This window comes from Vibrio sp. S9_S30, from assembly GCF_014694455.1.
Classification (GTDB): Bacteria; Pseudomonadota; Gammaproteobacteria; order Enterobacterales; family Vibrionaceae; genus Vibrio.
The window spans coordinates 38461-64860 of sequence record NZ_JAAUWT010000016.1 but is presented as its reverse complement, the minus strand read 5'-3'; the positions used below and the strand labels follow the sequence as shown (position 1 = coordinate 64860).

Below are 26400 nucleotides of genomic sequence, written 5' to 3'. Positions count from 1 at the left end.
GACTGATCATTCTTCATTCTTTTCTAGTATGGAAAGCATGTTGCGAGAACCCACTTCATTCAAAATGGAGTAGTGATCCCCAATAACCGTTCGAATGTTGATATCTGGCAGCAGGTTTAACCACGACTCCGTAACCTCTGCTTTATCGGCATCTGAATGATCCGAGGCAATAAACAACCATGCGTGTTTAACATGCACTTGGCTAGGCTGATATTGCCTTAACGCATTCGCATTTTTCTGACACGCAGAGACCACCCGCTGCAAGTATAGGCGAGCGTCGTCGCTGCTTGTTTGCATGGCGTCAACAATATCATTCACTGAGCTGTACTCGTTCAGTTGCCCTTTAAGGTCTGGATATTGCTGTAATACCTCTTTCACGAAAACCGAATTCGCGAGCGCTGGGCAATGCGGTAAGGGCTGGGTAAGCGCTGGCGGGTCGATGAGAACCAACTCCACGTCTTCACCTAGCATTTTCACCATTTCCTGTGCCACTACCGCGCCAAAAGACCAACCAATCACCCGCTTCACTCGGCGTTCGGAAACGTAGTCGCAGTATTCTTGAGCACACATTTGAATGGTGCTGAGTGGCTCCCCTCCCTCTAACAAAGGATCTCGAATCGCGATGAGCTCTCTGTTTTTCGGATAATATTCTCGCCATTTACGGTAGCCAGACACATCGCCACCTACCGGATGAATAAGCACATCGACGGGTTGCTCACTGACACCGGCGTCATGAACCATTGTCGCAGAGTGGCGCTCGTCCTCGTTGCTAGAAGGAAAGCCAGCACTGGCTTGAGAGATGTGCTTATCCAATTGAAGACAAAGCGAATCGATGGAAACATTTTGATTAAGTTGCGCCAGCGTAAAAGCCGCAGGAAAGGACTCGTTCAAGGCATCCAGCAAATCAAGAACCGTCAGCGAATCGCCACCTAAGTCGTAAAAGCAAACATCGGGCTCAATGTCACTCTCTTCCATACCCAATACCTCGGCAAACAAGGTGTGCAACGTAAGACGAAGGGTCATGCTGTGGGCACCTTCAACGAACGCCCCTTTCGAATGGCTGCCTTGTTCTACGCCATTTTTCTCATTCCGGGTACGAATCACACGATGATTGAGCGAATCAAAAAAATCCCGCGCATCATTCTGCTTTAACGGCGACACATACACACAACCTTCAAAAAGGCTGTCTATCACCCTATCAAAAACCTTCAAACCTTCTTGCGGCGTTATCGCAAAGTCGGTTTCACTGACGTGTTTTGCCATCCCCGTTTGCAACCATGTCGGGAAATTAACCGAAATAACGCGTGTTTTTGCTTCCCTCTGACGAGTAGACATCTGATTCAGAAACACATTGGCAGCGCTGTAATCGGTTTGCCCAGCCACGGGATAACGAGAAGACATCGACGAGCAATACAAAACGAATTCTGGTTGCAATGTGTCGACCGAAAAAGAAAGTTGAATGGCACCTTGCACTTTGGCACCCACGTTGCGTTGGAGGATGTCGGGATTCAGCGCATGTATCATTGCCCCCCCCGCTTCCCCAGCGGCATGAACAATGCCTTTTACACGACCATAAGATTGATGAATTTGCTCCACGAGTGATCGCCACTGCACCGCACTTGAGATATCGCATCGAACGTGCTGCTCTCTTTGACCTGGCTGAATGCTTTCTTGTTGCGCTGAGCGAGATAAACCTATCACCACGTTTTGGTGATGTTGTGATAAAAAGTGTTGAGTAACATACCGCCCAATGCCGCCATTCGATCCCGTCACGAGATACACACCAGATTCACTCGATTTCGTTGGTTCATTCGATTCCACTGGTTCTATAGCTGATTCAAGAAAAGAGCGTTGCCATAAGTAACCATAGCGCAAGGCAAAAAAGGGCTCGTTTGAACGTTCAGGCTTGGTGTTCACTAGATCCAATAGGTGCATCAAACACAACGCTAAATCCGTGGGCGATTCATGCTCCCCCACATCCAAACCGTAACCAGCCATGGTTGGATTTTCGATGGCTATGGTGTTAACCAAACCATTGATCAAAGCACTGTTAGGATTCACGTGCTCGTTTCCCAATACCTCTGCCGAATAAGCGTTTAAGAAGACCACCTGAACCTTGATGGTTGAGCTGCATATTTGCAGCGCTTGAATCAGCTCGACTCGTTGCCAAAGGGGCCGTACAGAACCGTTTTCCGAATCGTGGTCATCACTGAAAACCACAACGTTTAGCCAAGAAACCTCACTAGTTTCGGAGCTAAGCCACGCGCGTAACCCCGCTACATCGCTAACACAAGCGGCTCGATTGCCTTGCTGCTGATAATGTGACATCACCTTTTCAAGGCACTGTCTGTTGTAACCAATAAAAAGGGTTTGCCCGTTTACAGCCTTAGCCGCTTTTATTCGATGGATCCGCTGCCAACTTTCTTCCAGAAACCACTGGTCAAATGGCGCTCTAACACGCTGCGCAACTTCCATCGATGCGTCGGCTTGAAGAAGCTTCGTATAATACTGGCTCAAATACGGTTTGGTATTGAATGGGGTGGGTGGTGCATCCCATTGATGATCGCCATCGTAATCACCGTCAAATGACCCCAGTATAACGTGAGCGTTGGTGCCACCCATTCCAAAGCTGCTGACGCCAGCCAGTCTGTTGTCGCCTTCCCAAGGGTGAACTCGCCTGCTCAATGCCACTCCTGCCGCTTCAAAATCAATGGCTTCGTTGGGGCTATCCGCCCACAGCGTGGTCGGATAGTATTGGTGATATAGGCACAACGCCGTGCGAATAAATCCCGCCACGCCAGCCGCACTGCCTAAATGCCCCATCTGACTTTTGAGCGAGCCGAGCTGGCAGACACCATTTTCATTGGGCGATGCTCGGTTCGCTTCAAACGCTGCGGACAAGGCGTCCACTTCAATGGGATCACCCAACGGTGTGCCAGTGCCGTGCGCTTCCACGTACTGAACTTGATTCGAAAACACCTGAGCCTTTCGCTGCGCTTGCACGATGACATCACGCTGACCATGAACAGAAGGGGCATAGAAGCTGACTTTGTTCCCGCCATCGTTATTCACGGCACTGCCTTTCACCACGCAATAAATGCGGTCACCGTCTTGCTGTGCTAAGTCCAGCCTTTTGAGTACCACCGCCCCGATCCCATTTGCTGGAACGGTGCCACTCGCCTGATTCGAAAAAGGTTTGCAATGCCCGTCTTGCGACAAAATCATCCCTTTCCTAAAGGCATAACCGTCAAGTGTGTCGAGATCCGCATTCACGCCACCCGCTAACACAATGTCGCATTCCCCTATTCGAATTTGCTGGCACGCCTGATGGATCGCCACCAAAGAACTCGAGCACGCGGTTTGGGTGCTGATCGCAGGGCCAGACAAGTTCAGGTGGTACGAAATACGTGTTGCAATAAAATCTTTCTCGTTCAGTAAAGAGAGATGATACGGGTCGATGTTCCCCCCGCCCTGTTTCGCGATGGTTTCACCGTAGGTATTGTCGCTGGCGCTCATGACGACGCCGATCTTTCGAGCACCTTTTGATTGAGAAAGATGGGGTTTCGTATGGAATGCATTCGAATCGATATCCTTGGTGATACCCGCATTCTCTAACGCGTGAACCGCCGTCATTAACGCGTGTCGCTGCTGAGGATCCATCAGCTTTGCATCGTGTTCAGAGATGCCAAAATACGCGGGGTCAAAGTCGGTTACCCCACGCATGCTTGAACGAACAAACACCCAATTCTCGTCGCTGCATTTATCACGACGTTGATCAAGAGGTATCCGCTCAATGCATTCTTTGCCACTTTGTATTGCCTCCCAAAATTGCCTTAAGTTATTCGCTGCTGGTAAGTTCACCGCCATACCAATCACGGCAATATCCTGATTTCCCCCTACCGTATCCTCACTGATTTTTCGGCTTTCTTTATTTTCAGATTCACGAAACATACTGTCTTCTTGCCCCAAATAATCCGCCAATTTACGAATACTCGGGTAAGCAAAAAGATCCACCAGTTTGATCGGTGACCATTGCGTGCAAAGCCATTTGTCCTGTACTAACTGGCTATGTACTTTCATCAGGCTCAAAGAGTTGAAGCCGGATTCGAAAAATGGGGTGTCAGGGTGAATGTGACCGCCACATTGCTGGCTGAACATCGCCACCAAATGGGCTACTAAGGGGGAGGCTGAATGCGCTTTTTTTTGCTCGTGGTGATGGGTTTTCAATCCCCTATCAGGGGTTGGAAGCGCTTCCCGATCCAGCTTGCCATTCGGCGTTTCTGGAAACGCATCCACCGCACAAAAATGACTGGGTAGCATGTGATTTGGCAACTGTTTCGCCAACGTTTCCATGATCTCTTTCTGCTTCTGAGCAAGTTGCGCGTCACTGAGTGAAACATACGCCACCAGCATCGCATTCTCGCCGTGTTTTAAGGCAACCGCGCAGCGCACGTTGGGTAACGCACGGGCTAGTGCCGCTTCAATGTCGCCCAATTCAATGCGGTAACCATGAAACTTAACTTGGTCGTCTTCACGACCACAGAATATCAACTCGCCCTCGGCGTTCCAGTAACCCACATCACCAGTTTGGTAGCAGCGTTGTATTTCCCCATTCACCTCCAAATGAAGAAAGCGTTCTCGGGTTTGTTCACTTTGATTCAGATAACCCAGCGCCAAACCACAACCACCGATGTGTATGTTACCAATAACATTCGGCGCACAAAACTGAGCGTCCCTATTGAGGACATAGAGGCTGGCACCACGAATAGGGTAACCAATAGGCAATGCCGTAGCCTTTTGCTCGCTGGCATCGGGGGAATACACATAGGTGCTGCACCCCACCGTCGCTTCGGTTGGTCCATATTCGTTGATCCATTTGGCAGAAGGAAGCAGCCGTTGGCATTGCATCGCGGTTGCGGTATCAAACGCCTCTCCACCAACAACGAAACGATGCGCCAGAGTTACGTGCTCGGCTTTTAAATTGTCACCGAGGTCTTTTAAATAGTAACCGAGAGCTTTTAGATGGGTGGGGGTCAATTTGAAGACCATCGGCTCCTCTGCGTTTTTGAGGGTATTGGCTAATGAGTGAACATCATTGCCGTCTTGCGGTACCAATTTTACGGTTTTACCCGCCATCAAAGGCGCAAGCAATGTGGTCACGGTCGCATCAAAGTTGACCGAGGAAGACACCACACCAGCGCGCACTTGCGCGTCGTCAAAATAATGGTTTACGCAGTGGTCGAGGTAATTGAGTAACGCATCGTGAGACACCTCCACCCCCTTAGGAACCCCTGTCGAGCCAGAGGTATAAATCACATAGGCGCGGTCGCTGCCTTTCTTTTCTGCCGCTTGTTGCCGTAAGGCATCACAAGAATCGAAATGCGGTTGTGAACTTTCAGGCGAAAGTGGCTGCAATTCATCGCCGGAATCCAAACAATAGACTGGACAGGAAATCGAATGAGCAACGCTGTTATGGACACCGCTATTTAAACCGCCGATTTCCGTTAACACCAAATCGAGGTTGGCTAACTCGCACATGGTGATCAAACGCTGCGTCGGATAATCAGGATCCAGTGGCAGATACGCAGCACCCGATTTCAAAATCGCCATCATCGCCACAACAAGATCAATCCCCCGATAGAAACTTAACCCGACAATGGTGTCACTTGGCGATTGTGTGTATTGTTCACGCAAGGCACTGGCAAGCTTTTCGCTGCGAACTGCCAGCGTTTGATAACTGAGCTGCTGGCCTTCCATTTCCACAGCAATATTGTGCGGTGACATAGACGCTTGGTAATCAAACCCATCCTCTACGCGATGCCAAGGTAGAGATGACTTACTCGACTGAGGCGTTGACCACGCGGCAATTTGCGCCAACTGAGAGGGTGATAAGTGGGGCAACCGCTGAACAGAACGATCCAAGGATTGAAATAGATGGATTGATAGGGTCATAAATGACGTCAGCATAGCATTGGCTGTCTCATTCGACAGTTTCTTACCCTGATATTCCAATACCAATTCGGCATTGTCGCCACAATCGGTTACAAACAGTGTTATCGGGAATTTTGCTTCACCACTAAAGTGCGTCTGGGCATTGACCTTTACACCATCGATCTTGAGCCGATTTGGATCCGTATTTTCGAAAACCAACATGCTCTCGATAACGTCATTCCCCAATTCGCTTTCCGTTCGCAGTGCCATTAAGCGGGCAACATCGGCAAAATCCACCTGCTGGTGTCTTTGCACTTGAACAACGCACTGGTGTGTTTGGTTTAAAAACTTGCTCACCGCCAACCCTATCGGCATCTCAAGGTTAAATAGGCAGGTGTTCGCACACATGCCAACCAAGTGTTCAAAATTGCCACCTTCTCGGTTTGCGACTGGGGAGGCGATCACGACACGGTTTTGATGAAAATATCGGTTTAGCGTTAACCCCAGCGCGCCAAGTAATGCACTAAACAGCGACATCCCTCTTTTATGAGCGTCGCTTTTCAACGCTTTCCAATCGGGTGATGAAAACGTCTTTTTCACCACACCATCCAATTCCGTGCGCGTGTGTACTAAAGACCGTGAGGAAAACAAACTCGGTACGGTATTGAGCGACTGCTCTCGCCAAAAATCCATGTGTTTCTGATACGAACTCGCAGCAATACTCTCTTGTCTTTGTTGGCAAAACTGAAGGTACCTTGATGCTTTTTTATCTGCGTGGATCTCTTGACCGGACAACAACCGCTGATACGCTTGGCTTAGATCGTCCAACAACACATTGATGCTCCACCCATCAACAATTAAGTGATGAAAGCACAGAACGAGGTGATAAATAGGCGGATGCTGCCTTTCCTCCACCTCAATAAGTGTGGATATAAACAACGGCGCAGTTTCAATGTCGAAGCGATGCGTGATATGCGTACCCATTGCTTCGCTGACACCACGTTCAGATAGGGATTGGAATCGTAACGTGCCCATGTCATCGTTGAACTCGCGCTCTTCGACCATCACGCCTGTACTCGTGGTTAAAAACTGGCTTCTTAATGCACCGTGTTGTTGCACAATGCCCAACCACGACTTCTGTAAGGCTTCAACATCCACATTTCCAGTCAATGTAAAAACAAATGGCGCATTGTAAGCCGTCGAATCGGTATTTAAATAATGCAGCAATGCCAAGCGACTTTGCTCGGGCGAAGCTGGGTAAATGTTGGCTTGATCCGCCCCTAATGTTGTCTGACTCTGCGATGCCTTATGTCCATCCTCAATGATTTTCGTACACTGCCGTTCCAGATTGACCACCAGCTGAATCAAGCTCGTGCCCGCCATAAAATCACCAACACTGAGTTCAAGGGAGTCAGAAAACAGCGCTCTCAAACGGGCAATGATCCTCATGGCTTTCAAGGAATCCCCACCGGATTCGATAAAGCTGTCCGTTAGGCTGAGGCGATGGTTGACATTCAAGACCTCACTCACAATGGACACAAACCGCTGTCCAACGTTTGGAGCCAGTGCCTCAAGGTGCTCGCTATCGTGTTGCTTGTTCTTATCACGGGTTAACTCGATGTGCTCCATCTCTCGGAGCCGATGCGTATCCAACTTACCGTTTTTATTTAAGGGCAGTTGGGACACAACAAAAAAGCGATGCGGCACCATGTAGCTCGGTAAATACTGGCGGATATGATGCCTTAAATCGTCTTTTGACACGTGTGAATGCAGGGAGAGATACGCGTAGATATCGGTTTCTTGTGCTTTTATGGCCACACAAGCAGCATGAAGCACGTCCGGATGTGACTGAATACACTGCTCAATTTCAGTCAGCTCGATTCGGTGCCCCCGAACTTTCACTTGCTGATCCGCTCGCCCCAAAAACTCAATGTCACCCTGCTCATTTGCCATGCCGAGATCGCCCGTAAGATAGACATGCTCTTTCAACCAAGGCAAATAAACAAACCGTTCTTCGCTTCTGACCTTATCACCGTAATACCCACGCGCCAACGCAGGGCCAGAGATAGCGATTTCCCCGATTTCGCCACTCAATGCCAGCCTGTTTCGTTCTACGACGACATATACCTGGGTGCGATTAATGCCCTTACCGATTGGCACCCTTGCATCACGGACATAACGATCCAAGTTATCGGGTTGCAACCGATAGCATGCACTGAATGTCGTGCATTCCGTTGGACCGTAAACGTTGTATAACGCTGGATAATCGCTGCCTTCGAGCCCCATATGAGTGGCAGCATCGAAAAAGGGCATGGCATTGCTCGCAACGAAAGCCTCGCCTCCAACCAGTAGATGCTTAATTCGCACAAGGCTTTGTGGACACTCTAACACCATAAGGTTGAACAGCCCTGTCGTCATGAACGCCACATCCAGCGCTGATCGTTCAATTTTGGTGGCTAAAGTGTGGGGATTGTTGATCTCTTCTTGGGTGAACACCACCACCGTTGCGCCGTTGAGCAAAGCGCCCCACACTTCAAACGTTAAGGCATCAAACGAAGGGTTTGCAAAATTGCCGATGCGCTTCCCAGATATCAGCGGTACGTAATTGGGTTGGTGCACCACACTTTTAATGCCGGAACTTAACACAGACACGCCTTTTGGTAACCCCGTGGAACCGGATGTAAAAAAGAGGCAAGCGAGAGTATCGGGATCGCTCATCACTGGCGTGTACTCGATGCCTTTTCCACACTGAACTTGCGACAGAGCTCGGCGAAACTCAGCCTTTACCTCGATCAGTTCCACAACGCTTTCCTCTGCCTCTTCGTTACGCCATGTCTCTATCTGTTCGGCATGGCTCAGTACCGTTTGAATATCGCACTGTTCAAACAGGTAACGCCTGCGGCTAACGGGCATACTTGGTTCAATGGGCACGTAACACGCCCCCAGCTTGATCACTGCGACCATGGTCGCAACCAGTTCCGCCGAGCGAGGGACGCACAAACCGACACGCGCCCCTTCTTGAATACCCAAGCTCGACAAAAACAAGGCTAACGCATTAGAAATGGCATCGAGTTCCGAATAGCAAAAGCTCCGCTCCCCATCTTCCACCGCGATTAGATTGCCGTGGTCCGTTACCACCTGCGTGAATTGTTCAATCATGCGATAACTCCTTCTCGATCATACGTGCAACGGCATCAATGTAAGGTGGCTCCAACAACGTTGAGTGGTCCCCCTGAATGGTTTCTACGCAGAAGGTCGATGCCACTTTGGCAGCCCAAAAATCGCGCATCAATTGTAGGTGTTCTTCGTCTTTATCATCGGTGGCTAGCACCAAAATGGTTGGGGCGTTCGACACGTCGAGAGTCAGATTCTTTAACGTCTCCAGGTGGTGGTTATACAGGCGGTGATAACGTTCAATTTGTTGGTCTTTAATGCCAGGGTACATGCCGTTGTAGGTGACGAGTTTCTGGCGAAATATCGCATTCGAAACCGGCTGGATTTTCGCAAGAGCTGCCCGATTTTCCGTGGCTTCACTGTCCAGAACCACCGCAGTTGAAAATGGGCATCCTCGCTCTTTCATTACCCGTGCCATCTCGAAAGACACGATGCCTCCATACGATGCCCCAACAAAAACATGGGGCGCATCTAATAGTGATTTCACTTGGTCTAAATAGAAGTGAGCCATGGCTTGGACATCGGGTAAAAAATCTTCATCTGTGTCTACGCCCTTGGCTTGAATGCCGTATACCCCATACTCTTCAGGCATGGCTTTAGCAAAAGAAAGGTAGCCAAATGCCGTGCCACCCGCTGGGTGAATGCAAATCACATTCTTGCCATTTTGGCTGGGGCGAAACTCAATCACACCATGAGCCCAATTCGACGATGGCTTAAGTGAATTAGATGACCTAGATTGATTAACTAGCTTTGATTGATTGACTAGCTTTGATTGACTGTCTGGCTTAGATTGATTCGTCCTCTCTGCGCGAACCAATCCCCCTAATGCCTCTATGGTTGGGTGATTGATCAATTCAGAAACCGGAATGCGTACCGCGAACTGCTTCTCAATAAAATGCATCACTTTGATCGCCGCAATGGACGACCCTCCGACATCGAAAAAGTTGTCTCGTATACCGATGTCTTTCTCAAGCAAAATTTCGCGCCATATTCGGTACAACGTCATTTCCACCTCGTCCCGCGGGGCACCGGTATTCACTTGTTTTTGATGGTTGTTTTCCACCAAGGTAACCAGCGACTTCGCGTCTATTTTGCCATTAGGCGTGAGTGGCATGTCCGCTACCACAGCCCACAGCGTCGGCACCATAAAGTGGGGTAAGCTGGCCTCTAAATACGCCTTCAAGTGCGCCAGCTCATCGTCGGAATCCAACGATGCCCTAAATTGAACTGCCGCATAGAGTTGTTTTTCTGTGCCTCGCTCTATCGTTCCAACATGCGCTGCATCGACACTGTTATGGGTCAATATTCGCAATTGAACCTCTGACAGTTCTAGCCTTTGCCCCCGAATTTTGACCTGATGATCCAGACGGGAAACAAACTCCAATTGCCCATCTTGGTTGTACCGCACCAGATCGCCCGTTCTGTAAAGACGCTCCACATGATTCGCACCAAGTGCTTGATGAACAAAGCGCTCTGCCGTTAAGTCACTTCGCCCAATATAGCCCTTTGCCAACCCAATCCCACCGACATACAACTCCCCAACTTGCCCCAGTGGCACCAATTGCTGACGACGGTTCAACACATACGCGGTGGAATTGGTTATCGCCCGCCCCATAGGGTAATCGGGGCGACGCTCGGTGATCTCATAGGTGGTGCATATTGTGGTGTTTTCTGTCGGTCCATATACATTCACTAAATGCTGAGGTTTTCCGTGTTCAAACATGGCATCGATGGTTTTCCGGTTCACAGATTCGCCACCAAATAGAAGGGATTCCACGTTAGCAAACAAATCCGGCTTCAACTCCACTAACTGATTCATTAACGCGGTCGCCATACACAATATATGGATGCTGTGCGTTGAAATCTGCTCGGATAGGCGGTTGACGTCTTGCACCTCATCGTCTTTCAACACCACCACGGTTGCACCGTTGATGAGCGCCCCCCAAATGTCAAAGCTTGACGCATCGAAAGAGAAATTACTGACTTGCCCCACCGTCTTCTCAGGCGTGATCGACACATAATTGGTGTTTTTCAGTAGGCGAACCACACCGCCATGGGTGACTTCGACCCCTTTGGGTTGCCCCGTGGATCCCGATGTAAAGATCACCATCGCGCTGTCATCGAGCTGGCGCTTCACACTGCCAAAGCCGCTAGGCTGTTCCCATGCATGCAAGGATTGGGGGGAGATGTCTATCACGTGGTAATGGGGGTTGCTTTCAAGAAAGTCCGCATGACCATCGGTCAGAATGCATTGTGTCTCCGACAACGAAGCCAACAATGCTATGCGCTCGCGTGGGTATTTTGCGTCCATCGGTACGTACAGCGCCCCGAGCTTTAATACCGCCAGCACACCTAAAATCATCTCTGCCGAACGCGCCACGCACACTCCCACTCGATCATTGTCTTTGACGCCTTTGGATTGCAAATGATGGGCAATGCGATCCGCCGCCAAACTGAGTTCGTGGTAACTCCAGCGTCTATCGCCTTCAATTAATGCGGTTTTCTCTGGTGTCGTCGTCGCAAAGTGCTCCACTAATTCGTGAATCGATTGGGTAGGAATCTCGGCTTGAGTATGATTCAACTCGCGTAAAAGGTAACGTCGTTCTTGTTTACTCAGCATTGGAATATCCCGCAATACCGAGCGCGGATGGCGGGAAAACTCGCATAAGATGTTTTCTAGATGCGTGACAAGTTGCCGCATCTGCCAATCCGAGAATTTGCTGCCATCGTAAGTGACTGATAATTCGAGTTGAGGCGCGGGTTCTTCTGCCTTGGATTGCGTTTTGTAGGCTTGAAGTGACATACCATAGTTGGTGTGTTCAACCGACTCAACTTCGGAAATTTGCCAACTGCCTGCATGTTGTGCATTCCGTGCTTCATCGCTGACGGGGTAGTTTTCCACCACTAAAATGCTGTCAAACAAGGGTTGGGAGGCTCTGTCTGCTTGCGCTTGAATGTCGAACAAAGGCAAGAAACTGAACGCTTCCGATTGCGCGTTTTGGACGTGCAGCGTTTGCAACCACAAGGTTAATGATGCAGACAGATCCACATCGACCACCACAGGTATCGTGTTGATGAACAGCCCCACCATGGATTCTGACCCAGCAAGTGCGGCGGGTCGGCCAGAAACAGTTGAGCCAAAGACCACTTGCTCACTCCCTGAATAGGTCGACAGCAGCAACGCCCAAGCCCCCTGCAATACGGTATTCAACGTGCTTCCCGATTGCCTTGCCAGTGCATCCAAACCTAGAGTTTGCTCTGAAGGCAAGTTCAGAGCCAATGTGTTCAATCGTTGATCGCCCTTAGTGCTGTCTAAAGACTCGCTTACCTGTTCTGAAAACGATTTGGATGGTAAGGGTGTAGGTGCTTCAAAACGGGAGAGCTTCGCCCGCCAATAGTCACGCGCACGTTGGTGATCTTGATGTTGCAGCCAATCAATGTAACGGCGATAAGGCTTGGCTGGCGGTAACATCGACGCAGAGCCACTTTCCAATTCCGCATAACAAGCGCGAAGCTCAGTGATGATGATGGGCAAACACCAACCATCCAAAAGGGCATGATGGGTAGACCAAATCAGCTTGCCTTGATCCTTGGAAAGCGGCACCCAGTGAAATTTCGTCAGCGTCGGTGACGACACATCAAAGCCTTCCGATTTTTCCTGACGGGCAATCGCATTCACCCTACTTTTCAACGCGTCAGCAGAATTACTCGCATCATCACGGCTTTCTGGGTCATATCGAGTTAAATCCGTCTGCTGCCAGCGCAGTATCCCTTCTTTGGCAACACGTTGATATCGCGTTCCTTCCTCAGAAAGGGCAAACGATGTTTTTAGAATATCGTGCCGATGGATAACAGCTTGCCACGCTAACTTAAGAAGGTCGGGATCAACCTTATCCAAGGTGAGCGTAAGTTGAGTGACATACGCTTCTTTGTCCAATTCACTGTGGAACAGCAAGCCTTGCTGCATGCCCGTTGCTGGATACACATCGGTCAATGAAAGGGAGGCGTTTGCATGATCGTTCTCCCAAGCATCGACATCACTTTGATGCAAGTCGGGCGTGCGAAAATCAGACGGGGTACGGCGCGTGTTTTTTTGCGCGACACAATGTTCAATAAGCTGCGTGAGGTGGTTTTGGAATCGGGAGGAAAACGCATCGACCTGCTGATATGAAAGACAATGAACATCAAAGTCGAGATCACATGACAGAACCCCCTCGCTTACACGGCAGTTAAACGCTAGCGCACGCGGCGTCATATGCCCTTGCGAGCCGTCTTCCACTCTGAATCCCGCTACGGCAGAAAAGGCAACATGACGTTTCTCCATTGAGTCTTGCGCTGTATCGTTTCCAAACTGCCCAAGGAAATTAAACAAGATGTCTGGCTGATTCGCACCGCCATCAAGCGAATTCGTGTAAGACTTGAGCCAGCTGTAGCCCATCCCTTTGTTTGGCACACGCCGAACTTGCTCTTTTATCGAGCAGATCAGATCGGAGAGCTGCTCAGTCTTTCCAGACAAGTTTATGGGGTGTATGGATGTAAACCACCCTACCGTTTCGCTTAAGTCGGCGTTGTGTCTATTCTTCGAAGACAAATGCTCGTTCAAGGACAGATGATCAGCGTGTCGTCCATGAGTTTCCAATGCGATGGAAAGGGAAACACCGCTTCCTTCGCCTGTTTTTTCTGCGTCACATTGGTTTTTTCGACCCAAGCTAAGCAGCAAGGCAGCCAATAGGAGATCTTGTGTATTGGTGCCATAAGCTCGGTGGGCAGAGTGAGTCAGCTTACGCGTTTGGCTAGCCTCAATATTAAATTCACAATGCGCCATTTTGGGTTTATCGGAACGGTTAAAACGCGGCTGAATCGCGGCTTCTACTCCTCTCCAATAAGGGATCGTGTCGGCACCACTTCCTTTGGTTATCCAATCGAGGTTGCGCTGCGACCAAGCGGAAAACGGCATGGTTTTGCTGCGGCGGAAATCATCAGGCTGAGACAACAGTGCTTGCAAGTCATCCAACAGAATTCGCCAAGACACGCCATCGATAATCAAGTGATGGGCAACAATGAACAGTTTGGTGCTGTCGTTCGAGGTATCGGTCATTTTCACAAACCGAAACAACGGACCTTGTGTGATATCCAGCTCGCTTATTGCGTGATTGCACACAGCGGCAAGTTCGCTTTGGTTCTCCACCGCTTTATAGCTTAATGCCTGTTGCAGCCACGCTTCGGTGACATCTTGGTGGATGGCACGCCATGCTTTTGCATTTTCACTCTTCGAATTGTCATCATCCAAATGAAAGGAAAGCCTCAGCGCATCGTGTTTGGTCACAAGAGATTGCACCACCGAAATACACTCGTCATCCGTTACCGCCCGATGCAACTCAAGCAAAACCGACTGGTTGAATCGCTGACAATGCTCTGCATTCTCAGCGTAAGCAAAAAATTCCTTTTGAATGGGTAACAACGGCATTTCACCATGAATAGGAAGAGTGTGAGCGAAATGAGAACCCTCCCCTTCGAACGTTTTATCACCGTCTTCAAGTGAGGCAACCTCAGCTAATGCCGCGACCGTCGGTGCTTCAAATAGCTGACGGACCGTATAGCGAACCCCTTCAGAAGCACAGCGCGACACACTTTGCATGGCAACGATAGAATCGCCCCCCAATGCAAAGAAGTTGGCGTTCATACCGATATTTTCCAGCCCAAGCAAGCCTTGCCACACCTGAGTGATAATGCGTTCCACTCGTGTGCTAGGTGCCGCGCCTTGAGGTGAGGAGTCTTGAGGTGAAAAGTCTTGAACATCGCCGCGATCCGATGAGGGGCGTTCTGACCATTGTATGGCTTGGGCGCTCGGTAAGGCAGCGTGATCAATTTTTCCATTCGGGGTTAATGGCCAAGCCTCAACGACAGCCCAAGCACGGGGCATCATATAATCGGGTAACGTGTGTTCTAGCTGTTTTCGTACCGAGAATAAGCACTCAGCGCCAGCTTCTTCCATTGACTCTGTAGAACCCACCGCTTTTGATATCGCGTCTGGCTGAATGTAGGCGTTGATACCAAGTACGCCTCGGTCATTTTTTTCTGCCAACACTTTGGCTGACTTTACCCCTGACAACGACGACATTAGGTGTTCAATTTCGCCAAGCTCGACGCGGTGCCCTCGTATTTTGACTTGATTGTCGGATCGCCCAAAGAATTCGAGTTCTCCCCGTGCGTTCAGCCGAACGGTATCACCACTGTCGTAATAGACGGTATCGCCGTTTTTTAATTTTCTGAACTTATCATGCGTCAGTTCCGGTTGGTTCACGTACCCTCTCGCAACCCCTACTCCACTCAAATACAAACGCCCTTTTGCGCCTTGTGGAACAAGGTGATAACCGTCATCCAATATGACGTAACCAACGCCTGCGATAGGTTTCCCTATCACATGTGCAGCATCACCTTTTTGGTAACGATGAACCGTAGAACAAACGCTGTTTTCCGTTGGACCGTATTCGTTGAAAAGCTGCGTTCGAGTCACTAACGATTGAATAAGGTGCGCGTCCGTGGCTTCCCCCGACACCACAATGCGTGGAATCACATCCCCTTTTGCAGACACATCCAGTGCTTTGAGCAACACCGGAGGAAGATACGCCACAGCGTAGCGCTCCGGTTGATAGAGTGCCGCCTGAAGTTTGGCGATATCAAACCGTTCCGCTTCCGAGACGATATGCAGCGGGCGGCCACTGGCAAGTGCCCCCCAAATGCTGGCGACCGACGTATCAAACGCAAAATTGGTGACGTAAAGGAAACCAGCGGAATCACTGATCTCTGGGTCATTCAAGTTTAAATACGCATTTTGATTTTGAATGTAATTTGCCACGCCTTGGTGCTCGACCATCACCCCTTTGGGTTGCCCAGTCGAACCGGAGGTGTAGATGATGTACGCCAACTGCTTAGGGGACAAACCAGCACACGCTAGTGCTGTCTGATGATGAAGCTTGTCACCCAAAAGTGATTCTGAATCGATGCGGATCAACCGACCTTCTGGCCAATCGGACAATGTGCGTTGAATGACGTCCTCTGAGGTTATAATGAAGGGGGCATGGCTGTCTTCAATGATTTGGGTCAGTCGTTGGCTTGGTTGGCTGGTATCCAAAGGCACATACGCCCCACCCGCCTTTAACACAGCGAGCATCGCGATGATCATCTCTGGCGATCGCGGCAGCGCGATGGCAATCGGGTCTTCCGATTTCACGCCTTTGCTGGTGAGCCTATTGGCGACCTGATTCGCTTGCGCATCCAAACGCTCAAAACTTATCTGACGATCTTCGTACACCAGTGACACACCTTTTGGGTTCTTTGTAACTTGTTTGTCGAACAAGGCTAACAGCGTGGTGTATGGGTGCGCTTGGTGTGTTTCAATGTTTTGTTGAACGTCTACAAGGGCGAGCGTATTCACCTCGGCTTGAGGTTCTTCGATGAGCTTGGTCAGCAACGTCTCAAAGGCCACCGCCATAGATGCGATGGTGGCTTGCTCAAAAATATCACTCGAAAAATTCCACGATAACGCGATGCCATCTTTGGATTGTCGAACCCCCAACGTTAAATCAAACCTAGCTTCGGTAGCACTTGGGGATACCGCTGTCGCCTTATTCAGACCAAAAGCAATGGTTTCATGGCTCTCTTGTTCCATCGAAAGCATGACTTGAAAAATGGGGCTGCAATTGAGCTGACGTCGGTGATTCACCAGCGAGATCATGTGCTCAAATGGCAACGACTGATGTTCAAAATCTTGCAAAAGGTGTTGATGATTTCGTTTGAGTAGCGAATCAAAATTATCGGACGACTCCACCTTTGCTCGAAGCGGTACGTTGTTGACAAAAAAGCCGATCAAAGTATCAAGCTCTGGTCGCTCTCGGTTCGCAACCGGTGTGCCGATGACAACTTCTTCCACACCCGCGTAACGCGTCAGCAAGACAGAGAACGCACTGTAGATAACGTTAAACAACGTCGTGTTGTGTTGCTTGGCTAACGATGTAAGATTTGTTGACCGTTCATGCCCAAACGAGCGTTTGAACGCTTTGCCTTGATAACTTGGTGCATCTGGACGCGCACAGTCTAATGGCAAGGCGTGTTGCTCCGGTGCGGATTCCAGCCTCTGCTTCCAGTAAGACTCTAATCGACGACGCGAACAACTTTCACGGCTGTATCGCGCCCGTTGCCACACCGCATAATCACGGTATTGCAAGGGCAAAGGCGCTATATCATCACTCGGGTGATTGGCACAAAATAAGAGATAAAAATGCTGAAGCTCTTTGAGCAATATGGATAAAGACACGCCGTCTGCCGCGATATGATGAACCACAATAAACAACCGACTCTTGCTGTTTTCTAATTTGGCGACCCCAACTCTGAACACTTCGCCTTTAGTCAGTTCAAAGGGGGCGTCGACCATTGCTCTTTCGAACTCACGCAGCGCCTTTGCTTTTTCCTGTTCTGTTTGATCAGAAACGTCCTCTGCGAAAAAGTGAAATGCTTCTTCGCCCACCGTGACCTGTTTGGCACTCGAAGGCACGTTTGCCTCTTCCACCACTCGATACGCCGTTTGGAGAACGTGATGGCGCTGAATCAACGCCAGACAAGCGCGTTCAAGCGCCTGCTGGTTGATGCTGTCGTTCACATCATATATCAAAGGGATCGCATAGAAACGCCCTTTTGCTTCCAGCGTATCTAACGCCCATAAACGCTGCTGAGAATAGGAAAGTGGTGCAACGCTTTCCGTCCTGTCGCCTTGAACAAGCGGTATGCAGTCGCTGTTCTCGTGATCGGGTGAATTCGTTCGTTGTTCATCAATGACCGCTGCCATTTGCTCAATCGAGGGTGCATAAAACAGGACTTTCAGCGATAAGCGAACGCCCAATTGTTCCTGAATCAGGCTGATCATTTTAATGGCCAGAAGAGAGTGCCCCCCCAATGAAAAGAAGCTCACTCCCACATTCTGGATATCTTGCTCAAGCAATTCCGACCATATGGCACAAAGGGAGCGTTCGGTATCCGATTTGGGTAACTTGGCATCGAGCCGCTGGCAAAACTGTGGAAGAGGCAAGGCTCGCCGATCCACTTTGCGATTGTCTGTAAGAGGAAACTGACGCAACACCACGATGAAGTTAGGCATCATATACCTTGGAAGTGCGCGTTCCAGCCTCAATTTCAACGCTTCTTCAAGTTCAACGTGATTGGCTTGGCTTTTGATGTAAGCCACCAGTATCTGCGGCTCCCCGACCGAAGGTTCATCGCCCGTGATCCGGCTTTTGGGTAAAGCCGTCACAAGGCTTTGCTCCACTTCTGGATGCTGCCTTAGGTGGTGATCGATATCGCCCAGTTCAATTCGAAAGCCATTCACTTTCACCTGAAAATCTTTACGCCCAACAATCTCAATGGTGCCATCTGGCAACCATCTCCCCAAATCGCCTGTTTGATATAAGCGGTGGTTCCCCGTTAGGAAAGGATCGATACGGTACTTTTCGTTGGTCAGCTCTGGTTGCCCAAGATACCCTCTTGTGACGTTGTCACCCGAAAGATACACTTCTCCAACACTGCCAATCGGACGGTGTTGGCGTAACTCATCCAAAACATAGTAGTGGTTGTTCGGGAACGCACGCCCTACGTGAATCCGAGGGTTATCAAGGGAGGCTTCACTCCCTGAACAGTACACCGTGGTTTCTGTTGGTCCATACAAGTTGTAAAACCGAGCCGTGGTTCCGCTGCTTAATAACGTGTCGTGCAGTTGCCTGCCAAGCGCGTCTCCCCCCGTCAGCATCTTCAAACCCTCGTAGGGCTGCCAACCGTCGTCGATAAGCATTTGCCACGTCGATGGCGTACCCTGCATCATGCTAATGCCGTGTTGTTGCTGGCATTGAGCAATCAACGATGGCGAACGTGTTTGTTCCCAGTTCAGCAGAACGACTTTCGCCCCAAGCATGAGCGGCAAATACATTTCCGTGACGTGAATATCAAAAGCGGGTGGTGCAATAGACGCAACCACATCCGTTGAATCCAATTCGACTGTGTCTTGTAATGAAAACAGAAAATTCGAGACGTTTTTGTGTTCCACCATCACGCCTTTTGGCACGCCAGTAGAGCCGGAGGTATAGATCACATACGCAAGATGGTCGGACTGAGACGCGATTCCCTGCTTGCTAGGGTTTGTGAGAGAAGATGGAGGGAGCTCTACCCAAAAATCAGGGTTACTTAAGTCCACCACCGTATGAACGGACCGAGCCGTTGTGCTATCCAATTCAAATGACTCTGCCACCAGCAACACTTCGACCGACGCCAACGACAAAATTTGATTCAGGCGTTGTTCGGGGTGGTTGGGGTCCAACGGTAAATACGCCGCCCCACTTTTGAGTATCCCCAAAATGCCGACCAGCGCCGTGGCAGACCACGCATCAATCAACCCCACGCATTGATCGTATTTCACCCCTTTCTCTATCAAGTAGTTTGCTAGGCCATTGGCTTTTTCATTTAAAGCTTGATAGCTGAGGGTTTCAACGTCTCCATTAGCATGAGACCATTCGCACGCAATCCGGTCGGGGGTTTTGGCGACCTGCTCTTCAAACAACGCAACAAACGTTTTGTGTGAAGGGTAATCTCGACGAGTGTGATTCCAAGTGGCGATCGTCTGCTCAGCGTTTATCGAAATCAGCGGCAATTGATGAATATTGGATTCAGGATTGGCCAATACACCTTGAATCAGTGCATTAAACGCTTCTTGCAATGATGTGATGGTGCTTTCATGGAAGAGGTTATCGGCAAACACCCACGTCGCCTCCAACACCTCCCCTTTATCCATCATATGAAGTTCGAGTTCGAAGTTGATATTGCTGCGCTCAACCACCACGTTTTCACAGGGTATGCCATCAATATCGAGTTGAAACTCTCCTTCCTCATGCAACGCGAACAGCACTTGCAATATCGGTGAAAAGCCGCTTCTTCGTTCATGCCCCAGCTTTTGAACGATGCGCTCGAAGGGCACATCTTGATGGCGAAACGCTTCGGCTATTTTGACTTTTGAATGCTTAAGTAAACTCAGAAATGTGTGGTCATCATCTAGATGAAAGCGAAGCGCTAAGGTGTTTACAAAAAAGCCTATAAGGCGTTCAGAGCCCTGCACCTGACGCCCAGCAACGGGCGTACCCGTGACAACATCGGATCGCTCCGTCCAGCGCCCAATCAACAGCGAAAAGAACGTTTGAAGCAAAGTAAATATCGAGACACCTTGTTGCTGTGCAAACGCTCTGAGTGTCGCGGTTAGGTGTTTATCCAAAATTTGTCGGTTAATGGTACCTGAAAATTCGGGGGTATCGGGACGAGGAAAATCGGGCGTTAGGCTGTTGAGCTCTTCGACGCCTTTCATCTGCTGAAACCAGTACGCTTCCCCTGCTTTCTGAGCCGCTGCTCCCTCACCTTGCTGCCATGCCGCGTAATCCCCGTATTGATAACCGATGGTGTGTGAGAGCTTACCTGAAGACAGGTACTCATTAAGGGCATTGAAAAAAAGTCGGTAAGACAAACCATCAAACACAATGTGATGGAAGACAAACAGAATCAGCGTGTTGTTTGTCTTTTTTTCGCTTCTGGTACTCACTCTGAATAACGGCGCTTCAGATAAAGTAAAGGGGCGGCTGGCTTCTTTCGCCATCCATTCCTCGTCTGTCATAGATTGGACGGAGCTTGCGGTATCCGCCGAATATTCAGAGATAGCGAACGGAACGTCTGGCGAAATCACCTGTTCGGGTATGCCATCGCTCACGCGGAAGTGCGTTTTGAAAATGTGGTGCTGGTCGATAATGGCATGAATCGCGTGTTCAAGTTGCTCAATATGTGGCTTACCAACCATTCGAAACGCGGTCGCCATATTGTAAGGGGCTTTCTCTCCGTATAACGTTTCTAAGTAAAACAAACGTTGCTGTGCAGACGTTAAAGGAAACCGTAACCTGCTGGCATCTTTCTTTGGAAGGCTGATGCTTTTTTTCGCGTGTTGCTGCAAAAACGCAATCACTTCAGATTTACTGCTGCGCAGCGCCGCGGCGAGTTCTTTACTCAGACCCTTCTTGGCTTTGTACTTTAAGGCTCCGTTCTCTAGATAGAGGTGTACACCCTGTGATTTCGCTAGCCGAATCAATTCGTGAGCCATTAGATTTCCCCCTCTTCCATGAGATCTGCATCACTGCTTTCCTCGTCTAAGTCACCACCGCTACCTGCGATACCATCAAACCCATCATCTTGAACCGCGAGAATGCTCTCAATGTAGCTGGCCAATTCACGCACGGTGCTGAATTCGAAAAAGTCACTCATTTGAAGCTCGACCCCTTGCTCCATTCGTATACGAGCAATCATTCGCATGGCTAACAGGGAATGCCCTCCGATCGAGAAAAAGTTGTCGGTCACACTGAGTGAAGGCAGCTCTAAGCATTCCAACCAGAGGGTAAGAATGGCTTCTTCCATCGCACTGCTGGCACTTTCAAAGGTGGTTTCCTCTTCAAACGGTGAAGGCAAACGACGTTTATCGAGCTTGCCTTGCTCTGTCAGTGGGAGAGAATCTAAGATCAACGTAGCACTTGGACGCATGTATTCAGGTAAGGTCTTTTTAAGAGACACACGCACTTTTCTTGCTAATTGACGTTCGTATTTGGTGCGGTTGCCTTTCCATGCCATCGCTTCATGCTCGGTTAGGGTCACGTAAGCGTATATCGCCCCTTGCCTAACGACCACAGCAGCTTGCGCCACCTCTTCAAGTTGTAAAAGTTGAGCGCTAATTTCGCCTAAAGAAACACGATAGCCCCGAACTTTCACTTCATCGTTCAACCGGCCGAGATACTCAAGTTCACCGCTAGGCAACCAGCGAACCCAATCCCCTGTTTTGTACCACCGAACATCAGACGCGAATGGCGACACATCCCCTTGAGAAAAGCGTTCTTGGGTCAATTCTGTTTGATTCAGATAACCATTGGCGACGCCCGCGCCCCCGACGAACAGTTCACCAGGCACACCAATGGGCGCCAACGCCCCATCTTGCATGACTGCCGCCATCGCATTGGCGATCGGTCGTCCTATAGGTGGCGCTGACGATGTCGATTTATCATCCCGTTTTGTTTTAGGAGTCAGCTTGGCAAATGTGGCGTCGATGGTGGTTTCTGTCGGGCCATACAAATTGTAAAAGTCAGCATCGAACCCCTCGGGAAAAACAACATCCCCTAACGCATCGCCTCCTACTAACAGATTGTTGAGCGAACTTGGCCACTGAAACTGGCTGGCACACGCGGCTTCCAGTAACCCTGTTGGCAAGCAGCTGTGTGTCACGTTATGGCGGTTCATGCCATCGGATAACGCCGAAAGGTTGTCCCTATCGTTATCGTCAATCAAAACCACTTGCCCAGCGGACATCAGAAGCGGAAAAACCTCGGCTAAAAAGGCATCGAATCCAGCAAAAGCGAGGCTGGTTCCTACGCTGTCTTCATTCAGTTTGAACTGGTCAATGTGCCAGCAGCATTCGTTATGAAAAGCAGACTGAGACACCTCAACGCCCTTAGGAACCCCCGTCGAACCCGACGTGTAGAGCACATAAGCATTAAGATTATCTTCAAAAATCGGCGTTCGCCAAACGCGGCTGGTGGTGTCTAGTCCAAAGCAAGGGGCAATATCCAGTGTTCGCGGGACCGACAGGTCGTTGCTAGGTTGATGAATCGCATCACGTCCATCAAAGAGCAGAACCGAGAGGTTGGCGTCTTGCGCCATAAATGCTTGCCGCTGAAGCGGCAAACTCGGGTCAATGACCACGGCACACCCACCCAATTTAAATACCGCAAGCATGGACGCAACCAGCGATATAGAGCGGCTTGCCGCAATCCCGACTCGTTCACTTGGCGCTATGCCAAAGGCATCCAGCTCGATGGCAATTTGGCTTGCTGTTCTATCCAGTTCTTCGTAGGTAATGGTTTGAGTTTTAGTCCGTAACGCTACGTTGTGTGGGAAATATTGAACGGCTTTTTCAATCGATGCCACGATGCTCGATTTACCATACTTGTGTTGGATAGGGTAAGATAACGCGCCCCCCATCCCCCACTCCTCAACCATACATTGGGATTGACTCGGTGTGATTACTGATAGGGAAGACAAAGGTTGAGACGCCATGGATTCATCGCTTTCACTCAACTCTAAAAACACATATTGAAAGCTGTCCAAAAATACGGCGATCTCTTCTGGTGAATACACGTCGCTTCGGTATTCCCACAAAAAGTGCACCTCTCCGTCTTGATTGAACGATTCCCCCCGTGGCACCACCAAACAATCCAAGTCGAATTTGGACGTTTCTGAGATCATGGTTTCGTCTTTGTACCAATTGAGATCAGGCAAAGGTTCCACATCGATAGGCGTATCGTGAAAGCCTAGAAGTACATTGAAAAATGGGTTACTGGCTACGGACCTATCTGGGTTTAACGCTTCGACTATTTTGGTGAATGGCAGCTCTTGATTGTCTTGCGCCTCATTAATCACTCGTTGGGTATCGGCAAGAAAATCGGAAATACACTGCGTCGAATCCATCGACTGGCGAAGCACTAAGGTATTCACCAGCATGCCAAGCGTACCATGCGAGTTTTGCCAATTCCGGTTTGCGAAAGCGGAACCAAACGTAAGATCTTTTTGCCCCGAGTATCGCCACAGACAGAGATACAATACGGCAGATGTAAACGCGAATGGCGTCATATTCAGCTGCTGACACCGACGCTCCATGGATCGCCATTGTGCTTGGGTAAACACCATTTTTTGATGCCCACCAGAAAAACCCAGAGAATGGGATTGCTTGCCAAATAACGCGACCCCTTGTGGGCAATCCTTCAGTTTGTCTTTCCAGTATTCAAGCTGTGACGTTGCTTCTGCTGACGTCAGCCATGTTTTCTGTGCGACATGAAAATCATAATATTGCGTGACGGGATCTGGCGACCATTTCTCGCCATCGCCTGCTTGGCTATTCGAGTAAGCGCGGTACGCTTCCATCATTTCGCGGGTAAACTCACTGCCGCTCCAGCCGTCGTGAATAATATGATGCTCTTGGTGAAGCAGTACGTGTTCGTTAGGGCTGAACCGGATTAACACAAACTTCGCAAGTGGCAACGTAGCGAGATCCGAAATCCCCGGCAACTCTTGCGCCAAAACGCGTTCAATGACGGCTTGTTTATCAGACGGATTCGGACCGTTTGAATCGATTTCGGATCGTTCAAAAACGGAGTCCGCGTCAACCACCTTGAGCGTCATCTCATAGCTTGGCAGTGCCGTTTGCCTAGGCTCACCGGATTCTTCTTTAAAAACGGTGCGATAAATATCATGACGTGCAAACAGTGCATTGAGTGCCGCTTCTAGTGCATGAGTGTTCAAATTTCCAGAAAAATGAAGGGCGGCTTCGGCTAAATACGCTTTGCTTTCGGGTTGCTGCTTCGACATGTACCACGCCACGAGTTGTTGGCTGGATAAATCAAACACATCGGGTCTGTTTTCGTGTCGAACTAAAGCTTTCGATATGGCTTCTGCTTTTTGGGATTGAGCCTTGCTTAGAATAAGGCGCTCAACACCAGAGAGAGAAGGATCCTCTCTAAACTCGCGCATGCTCAAGTTACAATGAAAAACGCGGTTTATCTGGTTGATTAACCGAATGGAGGCAATCGAGTCGCCCCCTTTTTGATAAAAATGATCATCATCGGCTAATTCTGACACCCCAAGTTCTGATAGGAACAGCGATTGAAGAACATTGCCATTCTGATTTGCGATCTCTATGGAATCCTGCTGGGCAAGAGGAAGGGTTTGAATCGCCACTCGGTCGACTTTTAAGCTTGCCGTGAGCGGCATGGACTCCAACCATTGAAACACCCTTGGAAGGTGGCTTTCAGGCAGCATTTCCATCAGTTGCTGGCGAACATGATCGGTTTCATCACTTGTGGTTTTTTTGTCTCCGGTGAGAAACGCCGCAAGATACTTATTTCCATCTGAATCAAGCTTTACCACAACACAGGCGTTATCTACTGCCTGAAGCGACTTGAGGCTTTGTTCAACCTCTTCAAGCTCAATCCTATTGCCACGAATTTTAACTTGGTGATCCTTTCGCCCAACAAAATGCAGCTCTCCCTTTGGATCCAATTTCACCAAGTCGCCCGTTTTGTACCAAGTTCGTCCGTCTTGACGTTGCACAAACGCCTTAGAGGTTTGGCTCGGATTGTTAACATAACCTAAAGACAGCCCAATCCCAGTTGCCCAAAGCTCCCCGACTTCATTGGTGCCAACAGGAACGCCATTTTCCCCAACAACCAGAACCTCGGTTCGGTCAATTGGCTTGCCCAAGTTTATAGGCTCAGCATCTTGCACCGAATGTAACGACGTACAAATAGACATTTCCATCGGACCATAACCATTAAACACGCTGCACTTTCGAGTCCATTGCCACAACAAGCTTGGGTCAGCAACGTCCCCAACCGAGGCAATGGCCTTTAACGCGTACGATCGACGAATGTCCAAATAAGGCAGCATGGCAGAAGGAAAAAGGGCATGCGTGATCTGCTTTTGAGCCACAAATTCGGCCAACGTATCCGGTGCCGTGCGGTCGTCTTCCGGAATGATCACTAACTTAGCACCGTTAGTCAGTGCTAAAAGCCATTCAAGTGTCGCGGAATCAAACCCTAACGAGGCGTAATGAAGCACAGTGGAACAGGAGTCCACCCCCATCCCTTTGCTTAGGGCAAAACTGGTGTTGAGTAAGCCAAGGTGTGTTAATGCCGCGCCTTTGGGGGCACCTGTTGACCCCGAAGTATGAAGAATGCACGCCACATCATGCATCGGTATGGCGTGCATTGGGATGGCGCTTTCTTTATAGGCTGAAGTGCTTTCAGAAACCTTTAGATTCTTTATCCATCCTTTTTTAATGGTGGGTCCAACGCCATGGTCAGATAAGTCTCCAAACTCAGTTTCTGCATCACAGATCATGTAATCACAGTTCGCATTTTTGTACATAAAACGCTTTCTGTCTTTGGGCTGATTGGGGTCGATAGGGACATAGACGGCCCCCGCTTTTAACACCCCTATCATGGCGATGATCATGTCGTTACGACGTGGAAGAGAAATACCAACAGACAATACGGGATTCGATGACTCTTTTCGGAAAGAATGAATGTGATAAGCAACGTTGTTGCTAAGAACATCAACCTGTTCATAGGTTAAAATTTCAACATTATCATCTAGAGCGAGCGCATCGGGAGAGTGACGCAC

Annotated in this window: 3 protein-coding genes; all 3 read right to left on the bottom strand. The window is 49.5% G+C overall.

What is annotated here, in order from left to right; all coding sequences use genetic code 11:
• Window positions 1–6 precede the first annotated feature (6 nt).
• From HC752_RS18000 to HC752_RS17990, 3 genes are read right to left on the bottom strand one after another with little or no spacing between them, the layout of a single operon-like run.
• Window positions 7–9090: a non-ribosomal peptide synthetase gene (locus HC752_RS18000; protein WP_190336554.1), complete on the bottom strand. Its 9084-nt coding sequence runs from the start codon at window positions 9088–9090 to the stop codon at window positions 7–9.
• Entirely contained in the window at window positions 9083–21283 is a 12201-nt protein-coding gene (locus HC752_RS17995) for a non-ribosomal peptide synthetase (RefSeq protein WP_190336553.1), read from the bottom strand. Before HC752_RS17995 ends, HC752_RS18000 begins: the two co-directional genes overlap by 8 nt.
• The gene (locus tag HC752_RS17990) at window positions 21283–26400 is read right to left on the bottom strand and encodes a non-ribosomal peptide synthetase (protein ID WP_190336552.1); all 5118 of its coding nucleotides are present in this window, start codon (window positions 26398–26400) and stop codon (window positions 21283–21285) included. The genes HC752_RS17995 and HC752_RS17990 overlap by 1 nt, the downstream gene beginning before the upstream one ends.

Bases quoted from the DNA above. Each gene is read 5' to 3' on its own strand.
- HC752_RS18000 (WP_190336554.1), bottom strand. From the start codon at position 9,090: ATGATTGAACAATTCACGCAGGTGGTAACGGACCACGGCAATCTAATC.
- HC752_RS17995 (WP_190336553.1), bottom strand. From the start codon at position 21,283: ATGGCTCACGAATTGATTCGGCTAGCGAAATCACAGGGTGTACACCTC.